Source organism: Hydrogenophaga sp. T66 (genome assembly GCF_057219855.1).
Window position 1 is genome coordinate 1,337,490 of record NZ_JBXVVX010000001.1, and the last position, 12,114, is coordinate 1,349,603.

Genomic DNA, 12,114 nt, shown 5'->3' on the forward strand with positions numbered 1-12,114 from the left:
TCACGCCGGCCGGAGGGCCTGTGGCACACTCGCGCGCTTTGCAGGGGCCCCGGGACCGGCGGCCTGGCCGATCAAGGAGTGACATGCAGGCGATCGTGGCGCAGCTGGCGCAGGAAATTCGGGTGAGCGAGGCGCAGGTGGCGGCGGCGGTGGCCCTGCTCGATGGCGGGGCGACGGTGCCCTTCATCGCCCGCTACCGCAAGGAGGCCACGGGCGGTCTGGACGATGTGCAACTGCGGGAGCTGGAAGCCCGGCTGGCGTATCTGCGCGAGCTGACCGAACGCCGCGCCGCGGTGCTCAAAAGCATCGCGGAGCAGGGCAAGCTCACGCCGGACCTGCAGGCCGCCATCGAGGCGGCGCCCACCAAACAGGAACTGGAAGACCTGTACCTGCCGTACAAGCCGCGTCGCCGCACCAAGGGGATGATCGCCCGCGAGGCCGGGCTGGAGCCGCTGGCCGACACCCTGTGGGCCGATCCGGCCCAGGACCCCGCTGCGGTCGCGGCGGCTTATGTGAAGCCCGACAAGGGCGAGGACGGCAGTGACTTCACCACCGTCGGGGCGGTGCTGGACGGCGTGAGGGACATCCTGTCGGAGCGCTGGGCGGAGGACGCGGCGCTGGTCCAGTCGCTGCGCGCCTGGTTGTGGGAGGAGGGCGTGTTCACCAGCCAGCTGGTGGCGGGCAAGGACCCGAACGCGCCTGAGGTGGCCAAGTTCCGCGATTACTTCGACTACCAGGAGCCGATCGGCCGCGTGCCCTCGCACCGGGCCCTGGCTGTGTTCCGCGGGCGCCAGCTGGAACTGCTCGATGCCCGGCTGGCCTTGCCCGAGGCGCCGGTGCCTGGCCAGCCCAGCGTGGCCGAGGGGCGGATTGCGCGCCACCTGGGCTGGAGCCATGCCGGTCGGCCGGCCGACGACCTGCTGCGGCGCTGCGTGGCCTGGACCTGGCGGGTGAAGCTGAGCCTGTCGACCGAGCGCGATCTGTTTGCGCGGCTGCGCGAGCAGGCCGAGGCGGTGGCGATCAAGGTGTTTGGCGACAACGTGCGGGACCTCCTGCTCGCCGCCCCGGCGGGGCCGAGGGTGGTGATGGGCCTGGACCCGGGGATTCGCACCGGGGTGAAGGTGGCGGTGGTGGATGCCACCGGCAAGCTGGTGGACACCGCCACCGTGTTTCCGCACGAGCCGCGCCGCGACTGGGAGGGCGCCCTGCACACGCTGGGCCGCCTGTGCGAGAAGCACGGCGTGCAGCTCATCGCCATCGGCAACGGCACGGCGAGCCGGGAGACCGACAAGCTGGCGGGCGATCTGATCAAGCGGCACCCGGGCGTGCAGAAGGTGGTGGTCAGCGAGGCCGGTGCTTCGGTGTACTCGGCCAGCGAGTTCGCGAGCCAGGAAATGCCGGACGTGGATGTCAGCCTGCGCGGCGCGGCGAGCATCGCGCGGCGGCTGCAGGACCCGCTGGCCGAGCTGGTCAAGATCGATCCGAAGAGCATCGGCGTGGGTCAGTATCAGCACGACGTCAACCAGAGCGAGCTGGCGCGTGCGCTGGACGCGGTGGTGGAGGATTGCGTGAACGCGGTGGGGGTGGACCTGAACACGGCCAGCGTGCCGCTGCTCACGCGGGTGTCGGGACTGTCCGGCGCCGTGGCCAAGGCGGTGGTGCGCTGGCGCGAGGCCCACGGGGCTTTCCGCACGCGGCAACAGCTGCTGGAGGTCGGCGGTCTGGGCGCCAAGACCTTCGAGCAGGCCGCGGGCTTTTTGCGCATCCGCGGCGGCGACAACCCGCTGGACATGACGGGCGTGCACCCGGAGAGCTACCCGGTGGTGGAAAAAATCATGGCGGCCACCGGACAACCCGTGTCCGCGCTGCTGGGCCGCAGCGAGGTGCTGCAACCCCTCAAGCCGGAGCGGTTTGCCACCGACGCCGTGGGCGCGATCACCGTGCGCGACATCCTCCGGGAGCTCGAAAAACCCGGTCGGGACCCGCGCCCGGATTTCCAGGTGGCGCGCTTCAACGACGGGGTCGAAGACATCAAAGACCTCCGGGAAGGCATGATCCTGGAGGGAACGGTCAGCAACGTCGCTCAATTCGGTGCATTTGTGGACCTGGGCGTGCATCAGGACGGCCTGATCCACGTCAGCCAGCTCAGCCACAAGTTCGTGGGTGATGCGCGCGAGGTCGTCAAGACCGGCGACATCGTGAAGGTGCGCGTGGTGGAGGTGGACGTGGCGCGGCAGCGCATCGGCCTGAGCATGCGCCTGGATGCGGCACCGGCGGGGCGCCGTGACGGGGCGCCGCGCGACAACCGCTACGAGCCGGCGCGGGGCGCCCGACCGGGCGGGCGGGGCGGTGACGCCGCTGCGCCGTCGGCCATGGCCAGCGCGTTTGCCAAGCTGCAGCAGTCCGGCGGCCGGCGCTGACAACCGGCAGCCCGCTGCGCGCGGTGGGTCGGGGGCCGCTGCCGGTCGCGGTGGGCTCAAGTTGGGGGTGTCGGCGCCGATACGTGAGTGAACAAACGGTCGTCACGGCACACGCACCATGGAACTCGAAGCCCTCCTGAATTACCCGCGCGCCCTGCCAGCGATGTCCCGCACCGTGACGGAGTTGCTGCAGGAGATGAACAAGGAGGACCCGTCGCCCAAGCGGGTGGCCGACCTGGTGTCGCAGGACCCGTCGCTGACGACCCGGGTGCTGCGTCTGTCGAACTCGGCGTTCTTCCGCGTGAGCCGCCGCATCGGCAGTGCGCACGAGGCGGTGGCGCTGCTCGGCATGACCCATGTGCGATCGCTGGTCATGGCCGCGGCGCTCGGATCGAGCTTCAAGAACGTGCCCGGGGTAAACCTGCCACAGTTTTGGCGCTACAGCCTGCGGGTGGCGGACATATCCCGTTCGCTGGCCGGCATGCTGCGCCAGAACGAGGGCAACGCCTTCACCGCCGGCCTGATCCACGCGATCGGCGACCTGGTGATGCACATTGCCATGCCGGATGAGATCGGCCCGCTTGACATGGGCGTCCCGCCGCTCGACCTGGGGCGCGCCGCCGCCGAACAGGCGCGGTTTGGCTACACCTACGCGGAGGTGGGGGCGGGCATGGTGGAGCGGTGGCAGTTCCCGCCGGACATCGTCTCGGCGCTGCGTCATCAGATCGATCCCTTCGGCGGGGAGGTGTACGACGCGTTGGCGGGCGTGCTGCACATCGGCTCGTGGCGCGCGCGGGCCGAAGAGATTCAGCTCGACGAGCAAGGGCTCGTGGCGACGTTCCCGGACATGGTGGGCCTGACGCTTGGTCTGGATGTGGAAAGCGTGTTGAGCAAGGACCCGCAGGAATGGTCGTTCAGCCAGGCGCTGGGGGCTTTTGTCGATTGAGCGGCGGGCCCTCAAGTTGCGGCCGCCGCCGCCGATGTCACCTTCACGTCCCCCGAATTCCCGACAAGGCAGGCACACCATGCACCTCGACAAGCTCCTGAAGCAACCGAACGCGCTGCCGTCGGCGCCGAAGGTGGTCCGCAAGCTGATCGATTCGTTCGATCAGGAGGATGTGGACCCCATGCTGGTGGCCTCGTACATCGAGGACGATCCGGTCCTGACCGCCAAGCTGCTCAAGACCGCCAACTCGGCGTTCTTCGGCCTGTCTCGCAACGTCACCAACGCGCGCGAGGCGATCAGCGTGCTGGGGCTGATCAAGGTGCGGGCGCTGGTGATCGCGGCCTCGCTGGGCGAGGGCTTCCACACCGTGGGCGGTGTGAACATGAACCAGTTCTGGCGCTACAGCCTGAACACCGCCAACCTGTCCCGATACATCGCCCTGCCGATCCGCATCGACGAAAACACCGCCTTCACCTCGGGCCTGATCCACGGCATCGGCGAGCTGGTCATGCACGCCGGCATGCCCGAAGCCATGCTGGAGCTCGACCGCGCGATCCCCATGCTGGACCTCAAGCGCTCCAAGGCCGAGCGCGGCCTGTTTGGCTACAGCTACGCCGAAGTCGGCGCCGCCCTGGCGCGCGAATGGCGCTTTCCCAAGCGCATGATCAACGCGATCGAGCACCAGACCGCCCCCTTCGACAACGACGTGTACGAGCCGATCGCCGGCGTGATCCACATCGGGTCGTGGCGCGCGCGGGCGGAGGAGCAGTCCATGCGCAGTGAGCTGCTGATCAACACCTACCCGGATCCGGTGGGCCTCGTGCTGGGCATCGACCCCGACACGGTGGTGGCCGAAGACATTCCGTCGTTGTCGCGCCACGGCGACGAAGAAGCCTCGTCGGGCGATCCGGTGGCCCACTGAGCCTGCCCCCCGGCTGGGGGACAATCTCGCCCATGCCGGCCCTGAGAATCTACGCCGGGCCCCGCGCCCTGCAACACCTCCACGCCCACGGGCTGCGTCCCCAGGATGTGGGCGCCATTCCGGCCGCCGCGGGCGGCCCCAAGGGTCTCATCCTGCTGGCCCTTGACCGGTTTCTGTTCGGCCACTGGCTGCGCGACAGCGGTCATCCCGTCGACCTGATCGGCGCCTCCATCGGCGCGTGGCGCATGGCCACGGCCTGCCTGCCTCACGCGGTCGCTGCCTTCGAGCGGCTGGAGCACGACTACATCCACCAGCACTACGAGCTGCCGCCCGGCCAGAAGCGGCCGACCCCCGACCAGGTCAGCGAAACCTTCGGGCGCAACCTGCGCGCCTTCTATGGCGATCGGGTGCCGGACGTGCTCAACCACCCGCGCTGGCGGCTGCACATCGTCACCTCGCGCGGCCGCCGGCTGCTCGCCAACGAAGGCCGCTGGCGCACTCCGCTGGGCTACCTCGCGGCGTTTGCCGCCAACGCCCTTCATCGACCGTCCCTGGGTGCATGGCTGGAGCGCGTGGTGTTCTCCCGCGACGGCGCGCCGCTGCCCTTCGCGGCCCACGACCTGCGCACACGTCAGGTGCCGCTGACCAGCGCGAACTTCCACGACGCGCTGCAGGCCAGCTGCTCCATCCCGTTCATGCTGCGCCCGGTGCACCCGATCGCCGGAGCGCCGGCGGGTACGTACTGGGACGGGGGCATCACCGACTATCACCTGCATCTGCACTACCGACCGCCGGTGCAAAGCCCCATCGTGCTGTATCCGCATTTCCAGAAATCGGTCGTGCCCGGCTGGCTGGACAAGGCCTGGAAGCACCGCCACCGCAGCACACCGGCCCTGGACGCCATGGTCGTCCTCGCGCCCGATCCCGACTGGGTGCGCCGGCTGCCCAATGGCAAGCTGCCCGACCGCAGCGACTTCACCCGCTACGGCCAGGACCTTGAGGCCCGGGTGAAGGCCTGGTCGGCCGCCACGTCAGCCAGTCGACAGCTCGCCGACGAGTTCGAGCAATGGCTGGCGAACCCGGATCTGTCCCGCGTGGAACCGCTGTGATCGCATCGGTGGGGGTGGGGCGGCCGCGATAATCGGCGGATGCCGCGTTTCCTGACCGCTGCCCTCTACCGTTTCGTCGATCTGCCTGATTTCGCCGCGTGGCAGGCCCCGCTGCGCCGCGTGTGCGAGGCCGGTGCCGTGCGCGGCACGCTGTTGCTCGCACCCGAAGGCATCAACGGAACCATCGCCGGCCCGGAAACCGGGGTGCGGGCCGTGCTGGCGCATCTGCGCGCCGATCCGCGCCTGGCGTCGCTGCAGGCCAAGGAAAGCTGGAGCGATGAGCCGCCGTTCCACCGCCTAAAAGTGCGCCTGAAGCGCGAGATCGTCACCCTGGGGCGCCCGGAAGCCAACCCGGCACACGCCGTGGGCACCTACGTCAAGCCGGCCGACTGGAATGCGCTGATCCGCGAGCCCGACGTGCTCCTGATCGACACCCGCAACGACTACGAAGTCGCCATCGGCACGTTCGAGGGCGCGGTCAATCCGGCCATCGCCAGCTTTCGCGACCTGCCCGACTGGCTGGACGCGCAACCCCACTTGCAAGGCGAGGCCGGACGGCGCCGCCGCGTGGCCATGTTCTGCACCGGCGGCATCCGCTGCGAGAAGTCGACCGCCTTGCTCAAGGCGCGCGGCTTTGAGTCGGTGTACCACCTTGAGGGCGGCATCCTCAAGTACTTGGAAGAGATCCCGGCCGAGGCGAGCGCGTGGCGGGGCGAGTGTTTTGTGTTCGACGAGCGCGTGAGCGTGGGCCACGGCTTGCAGCCCGGCCCGCACGAACTGTGCCGCGCCTGCCGCTGGCCGGTCACGCCCGAAGACCGGGCCTCACCCCGCTTCGTGCGCGGCGTGAGTTGCCCTCGCTGCCATGGCACGCGATCCGAGGCCGAGCGGGCGGCACTGGCCGAGCGGCAGCGACAGGTCGAACTGGCCGCTGCCCGCGGTCAACGCCATGTCGGCAGCGTGCCAGGTCACAGCGGCAGCGGGAGCTGACTCGGGACCGTGGCCGGGCCCGGTTCGGCCGCGGTGAGGGGCGTGAGCAGCGTGGTGCTGCCGTCCAAAGCGCCGACCACGATGCCGGGCCGCGGGCCGTTGTCGGTACGGGCCAGCCCCAGGCCCTCGCGAACCACGGTGTGCAACAGGCGGCCCGAGCGCGTCTGAACGATCCAGTGGTGCAGGTTGTCCAGCCGATCCAGCCCTGGCCGCTGTCCCATCAGCAAGTCCAGCCAGACCTGCAACACCTGACACACCGGCGCGAGAAAGCTGTCCCGTGCCAGGGGCTGGGCGGCGTGCACATGATCCAGGGCCACCGGCATTTGCCGGTCGTGACAGGCCAGCAAGGCCTTCATGAGGCGGACCACGGCGCGTCGGGGTGCGGAGCCGGGTGGACCGGCTTCGGCCTTCTGCAGGGTGCGCAGGGCGGCGGTGCGGTCTTCAACGCGCAGCGCGGCCTGCACGGTCCAGAGCCATTGGTCTTCCGGCCACCAAAGGCCGAAATCGGCCAGTTGCGGCAGGGTGAGGCTGCTGAGGGCGAGGGCGTCGTTCCACCGATCCTCGAGGGCGAGGTGACGTGCCTCGATCCATTGGGCCAAGGCGCGGCCGAGCGGCGAGGCGGTGTACACGGGCTCCCGCAAGCGCAAGAGGTGCGCATGCAGGCGGTTGCGATCGCCCATGCGGGCGGCCAGAAGCGCCTGCTGCCACCGGCCGTACAAGGTCACCCGCCACTCCCCGGACTGGTCCGCGCAGCGCTCGGCAGCGTCCAGCGCCTCGAGCGAACGGTCAAAACGGCCGACGCACGCGTGGTGCAAGCCCATGCCAATCTGCGCCCACGCCGCGAGCGGATGTTGCCCGCGCTGGCGCGCGCGCAGCAGCAACTCCGCAAACTGGCTCTGGTCGATGGCGTGACGGCCTTCAAGCAGCAACTGCTCGGTCCGGGCCAGATCGACGCAGGCAGCGGCGCTGGGGTCCTGGGACGATGCCACGATGGCTTGCAGGCGGTTCCAGTGCTCCTGCGCGTGGCCGCGGTCGCCCAGATGCGCGCGGAGATGACCGGCGGTGTAGAGCGCGCGTGGCTGGAGGTTTTCGGCCTTCGTGTCGTCCAGCATGGCCTCGGCCTGGGTGGCGTAGAGGCGGGCCAGGGCTGGCTGTCGGCCATAAAGGTGGTACAGCGCCAGGCACTGCTGTGACCAGCTGTCGAGGCCCGGTCGCTTGTCCCGCCGCGCCAGGGCCTGCAGCCGCTGGACCTGCGGCAGCGCTGCCGGGTGGTGGCGTCGCGCCAGCACCGCCGCGAGTTCGACCGCGATCGCTGGCGGACAACGCGGGTGATCGGCCAGGCTCAGTAGCAGCGGACCGGCACGATCAATCAGCTGATGCTGCTCGGCCGCCCGCACCAAGGGCAACAGATCCTGCAGATACTGTTCACGCTGCGTGGCCGACAGGCTCTGGGGAAGATGCAGGCGCAGCACCAGGGCAATCTCCGTGGCCGCCCGCAGGGCCAACTCCGCGGGCGAGTCGCCCAGCAGATGGCGGGTTTGTTCCTCCCCCGCACCGGCGAGGCACCAGGTCAAGGCAAACTGGGCGCTCTCGATCGTGAGCCAGCTTCCCACGATGGCATGCACATCCTCCTGCTCCAGCCGGCGCCGGGCGAGAGGCCAAAAGGACGCTGCGTCGACCGGATCGGCATCGGGACTGACGGGCACGGTCTCGAGCCGGTGGGCCTGCATCACGTGGTGGGCGACCGGGACCAGCCCTGTGCGGGCCCAGGCCAGCGACCCCTGATCGGGTGGCACCACCGTGTTCAGCCACAGCACCCGCTGGAGGGCAGCCGGGAGATCCCCTTCGGACTGGGCTGCGGGGTCGGGGTGCACCTCGCGCTCGACGGACTGGGTGAAGCGGTACCCGATGCGATGGATCGTCTTGATGGGGCCGGTCGCGCGACCCGACAGGCCAAGGGCCTTGCGCACCTTCATGATGCTCTGGGCGATCACCGAGTCGGAGACGAACTGGTTGCCCCACACGTTCTGGAGCAGCTCTTCTTTGCTGACCACCCGACCTTCCTGACGAATCAGGTAGAGCAGGAGATCGAACGACCGCCGCTCGATGGCCTGGAGCTGACCCGCGCGCCACAGCTCGCGCGTGTCGCTGCGCAAAACCACGTCGTCAAATCGGAACTCCTCCCGGGCGGAGTCACTGATCTTCTTGTTCATGGGCGGCCTTCTGGTGGTGGGAACTCAGGCGCCGTCGTGTGGGCGAGAGCGCCCGCTGGACAGCCGGCCCGCACTCCCTGCCACCTCTGCGAGGTTTCCTTGTTCCTGTAGACAGCCCAAAAATGTAATTGAAAAGAGTGTCGTCGAGTTGAAAATGATTACTTTAGTAACCATTGCAACCTCGCAACCCACGGCCGTCAGCCCGACTTCGCCGAGGGCGCAGTCGGTGGGGGTGGCGCCACGGGCGGGGTCGCGGGAGCCCCAGGGGCCGCAGGGGCTGCACCGGACGCCTTGGACGCCGGCGCGCTGTGCAGGACGTCGGGAAGCCGGTGGGCGACAAAGGTGCCTGAACTCAATCCCAACAGATACAGCAACTCGGGGCTGAACACCGGCATGATCAGATCGACCAGCACGTCGGCCACGAAGACCACCATCAACAGCAGGCTCCAGGCCGCCATCTGGAAGCGAAAGATGGAGTAGCCCTTGTCGTCGCTGATGAGTTCGACGCCGAGCCGGCGCCAGGGCGGTTTGGGTCGCGACTCCATGGAATTCAGCGGCGACGACTGCCTGCTTCGGGTGTACGCATCGCCCAACGCCGTGCCGGCGCTGATGCCCAGCGTACCCAGCGTGGATGCGTTGATCGTGTCGATGCGGCCGGTCACCAGCCAGATGACCAGAAAGGCGCCAAAGATCAGGAAGAACCACGTGGCCAGCTGAACCTTGGACAGGCTCCATCGCCACTCCTGATCGCCGCCCGCAGTCGTGACCAGCTCCATCAGGAGCGAGGTGCGCAACGCCAGTGCCACGAAGGCCAGGAGGGCACACACCATCACCCCACTCGCCGCGGCAGCGAGATCAACGTCCACCATCACCAGGCGAACCGTCCCCATCGGCGGCTCGAAGCGGCTGCGCAGCGGATCCTGCAGCTCCAGGCCCACCGACAGGCCGACCTCCCGCGTGAATCCCAGTGGGGTGAGCAACTCGGCCCAGGCCTCGCGGCTGTCATCGTTGGGACGCAGGTGGTAGCGAATCCACCCGGTTTCCAGATTCACCGCCACCGGGTAGGTCTTCAAGATGGCGCGGCCGTTGATATAGGGCACCAGCCGCCAGGGGGAGTGCCCGGGGACCGCCCGCCACGCGGCCAGCCCCTGGACGCGCACGTTCAGCACCCGGTTGAGCTGCACCGTGGGGCTGGTTGCCACCACCACGGGACCGTCGTCCACCCCGGCCGGGTGCACCGGGGGGTCGGCGCGGGCCGCCACGGCGGTCAGCCCCGCCAGCGCCCACAGAACCAGCTGAAGCAGCGCGGGGACAGGGCGCCAGGAGCGGTCGAAGGCAGCGCCCATGCCACTCAGCCGGCCGCTGGCAGACCCAGCAGCGACCGGGCATGCTGCCACAGCGCGACGCGGTGCTCCTCGCCGGTCAGTTGCCCGTTGATGGCCTGCGTGAGGTGCGCGAAGTCGTCAGCGCTTTCCGTGTCCGACAGGCTGTTGCCATTCACGCGCGACCAGTACCAGGCAGCGCTCAAGGCGGCGAGGTCGGGTTGCTGCAACCGTTCTGGCTGGTTCAGCAGGTCTGCCTGAAGCGCCTGCGCCGCCTCGTTGTACAGACGCCGACCAGTGAGCTGGATCAGCCCCCGACCCCGGAAACGCCAGCCATCGCCCGAGTCGACATCGCCATTGCCCAGCCGATGGGCGTAGATGACGTTGGCCAATCGTTCCGGCTGATGCTCGTAGTCGCTTGCCAAGAGTCGCTCGCCGTCCTCATCGGGTGGCAGGTAGAAGCGGTGGGGCCACACCGCCACCAGGCGCGCCGCGCTGTAATTCAGGTTCTCGACGAGATGGGCCAGCCCGTCGGACTCGTGCACGATCTGCGCGAGAAAGGCGGCCTGGCGCGCGGGTGTGTCGATGGCAAAGGCCGCCATGGCCTGGTCCAGCGGATCCACCCAGACGGCCACGTCGTCCTCCGGGCGCAAGGTGAGGGCAGCCAGCGTCGAAGTGTCCACGACCACGGTCCTCAAGCGCCGCTTTTCTCAGCCGCGGCCTTGCGGTCATCGCCTTCGACTTCCAGCGTGCGGCCCGGGTAGTACTTGTTGATCCACAGGTGCGCGATCTGGCTCAGGGTGATCGGCTTGAGGTAGTAGTTCAGGGGAACGCCGATGGCGCCCCCTGCTTTGGCCTTGGCCACGTAGTCATCAAACGCCTTGACCAGCGAGTTGACATCCAGCACCTTGTTGGTGGTGGTCTCCATCTTGGAGATGGCGGAAAGGACCGAGGTGATCTCTGCGCGCCGGACGTCTGCCATCGACTGGCCCGTTCGCGCTTGAGCGGCCAACTCAAGGCCCTGGTTGGCGTTCTCGCCGGCCTGGGTGGTCAGGGTGGCCAGGTTGGCCATGCTGTTGGCTTCGTTGCTCTCGACAAACATGTCGACCGCCGTGGCGATTTCGCTGGGCGCAATGCTCATGATCACGCCGTTGCTGATGACCGTGACGTGCGATGACACCGACTCGGTGCTGAGCATCTTTTTGATGTCAGAGGCCTGCTCGTCATCGATTCCGAGCCCGCCAGATTGCGACGAAAAGAAGCTGTCCTTCTGAGCAGTCACCTCGGCCGCAAACACCTTGCTTTCCATGTCCTGGGACGACGTCGTGGACTGCTTGTGCAGCATGTGGACCATGCCGACAAAACTTGATCCGTACGTCACGCCCGAGATGATCTGAATCGAGGGTTCGTCGGCCTTCCCTTCACCAGCCAGGGCCTTGGTCATGAATTCGACCGTGGGCTTGATCTTGTCGGCGCTGTTGGGGTGCACGTCGTTCCAGGCGCGGATGGCTTTGTCCACATCCAGCACCAGCGGGGCGAACACATTGGCCAGGCGGTGCGTGCAGGTCGCCGTGATCACCAGCGTGCCGGCGATGTCGTGGGATTGACGCTGGCGGTTGATCTGATTGGCCGTGGTCCGGGCCACTTCGCCCGCGATCGTGGTGTCCATGATGGCCAGAGAGCCCGAGACGAACGAGCGAATGCTACCGACGGTGTTCGTGGCGTCCTGATCGTTCTTGTCATAGGTGAAGTACTGCGAGTCCATGTTCAGCGAGTCGGCGGCCAAAGGCATGGGCTTGAGCTCGGTGACCTTGAAGTCGATCGGGCTCTCCGTCGCCGCGTTGACGGAGGGCATGTTGGCGCGCAGGGGCTGCAGCTTCAGCTCGGTTTCGCTGCGCACCGTGGCGTAATCAACCGCGGCCTTCTGCAGGTCGGCGTCCACCTGCTGGATCTCCTCGATGAGTTCGCCGGGCATGATGTTCATGTTGGCCAGTTCGTCGACGGTCATCTGCAGACTGCGCTTGAGCGCAATGTAGGAGTTGAGCGTTTCCTGGGCAGCATCCACCGGCGCCAGCAGCGACGACATCTGCAGCAGTTCTTTGACAGCGGCGGGCTTGACGATGCTGCCCAGCACGAGCGACGGGTTGTAGGGAATGGACGAGGGCATGACGTTTCTCCGGAATCAGGGATGAGGA

9 protein-coding genes are annotated in these 12,114 nt (G+C 68.1%); 5 read left to right on the forward strand and 4 right to left on the reverse strand.

Annotation, left to right across the window (positions count from 1 at the left end; translation table 11 throughout):
* Positions 1 to 83: 83 nt before the first annotated feature.
* The 5 genes from AC2D80_RS06190 (at position 84) to trhO (ending at position 6,384) form a co-directional block, all read left to right on the forward strand.
* Complete coding sequence (locus AC2D80_RS06190; protein WP_484632096.1) at positions 84 to 2,420, forward strand: Tex family protein; 2,337 nt, start codon at positions 84 to 86, stop codon at positions 2,418 to 2,420.
* 118 nt (positions 2,421 to 2,538) lie between these two features.
* Complete coding sequence (locus AC2D80_RS06195) at positions 2,539 to 3,366, forward strand: HDOD domain-containing protein (RefSeq protein ID WP_484632097.1); 828 nt, start codon at positions 2,539 to 2,541, stop codon at positions 3,364 to 3,366.
* Between the two features lie 79 nt (positions 3,367 to 3,445).
* Entirely contained in the window at positions 3,446 to 4,288 is an 843-nt protein-coding gene (locus tag AC2D80_RS06200) for an HDOD domain-containing protein (protein WP_484632098.1), read from the forward strand.
* 32 nt (positions 4,289 to 4,320) lie between these two features.
* On the forward strand, positions 4,321 to 5,397 hold the full coding sequence (locus AC2D80_RS06205; RefSeq protein WP_484632099.1) for a phospholipase: 1,077 nt from the start codon (positions 4,321 to 4,323) through the stop codon (positions 5,395 to 5,397).
* Positions 5,398 to 5,436: 39 nt separating this feature from the next.
* On the forward strand, positions 5,437 to 6,384 hold the full coding sequence (trhO, locus tag AC2D80_RS06210; protein ID WP_484632100.1) for an oxygen-dependent tRNA uridine(34) hydroxylase TrhO: 948 nt from the start codon (positions 5,437 to 5,439) through the stop codon (positions 6,382 to 6,384).
* Here trhO and AC2D80_RS06215 read toward each other — a convergent pair.
* The 4 genes from AC2D80_RS06215 to AC2D80_RS06230 all read right to left on the reverse strand — a co-directional run bounded on the left by AC2D80_RS06215 (position 6,363) and on the right by AC2D80_RS06230 (position 12,086).
* Positions 6,363 to 8,597 (reverse strand): winged helix-turn-helix domain-containing protein, encoded by a 2,235-nt coding sequence (locus AC2D80_RS06215; protein ID WP_484632101.1) that lies wholly within the window; start codon positions 8,595 to 8,597, stop codon positions 6,363 to 6,365. The two genes, trhO and AC2D80_RS06215, sit on opposite strands and share 22 nt — an antisense overlap.
* A gap of 197 nt (positions 8,598 to 8,794) precedes the next feature.
* Positions 8,795 to 9,943 carry a hypothetical protein gene (locus tag AC2D80_RS06220; RefSeq protein WP_484632102.1) on the reverse strand — a complete coding sequence of 383 codons (1,149 nt, stop codon included), beginning with the start codon at positions 9,941 to 9,943 and terminating at the stop codon, positions 8,795 to 8,797.
* Positions 9,944 to 9,948: 5 nt separating this feature from the next.
* Positions 9,949 to 10,602: a glycoside hydrolase family 19 protein gene (locus AC2D80_RS06225; protein WP_484632103.1), complete on the reverse strand. Its 654-nt coding sequence runs from the start codon at positions 10,600 to 10,602 to the stop codon at positions 9,949 to 9,951.
* Positions 10,603 to 10,613: 11 nt separating this feature from the next.
* Positions 10,614 to 12,086, reverse strand: a complete 1,473-nt coding sequence (locus AC2D80_RS06230; protein ID WP_484632104.1) for a hypothetical protein — start codon at positions 12,084 to 12,086, stop codon at positions 10,614 to 10,616.
* Between the last annotated feature and the right edge of the window lie 28 nt (positions 12,087 to 12,114).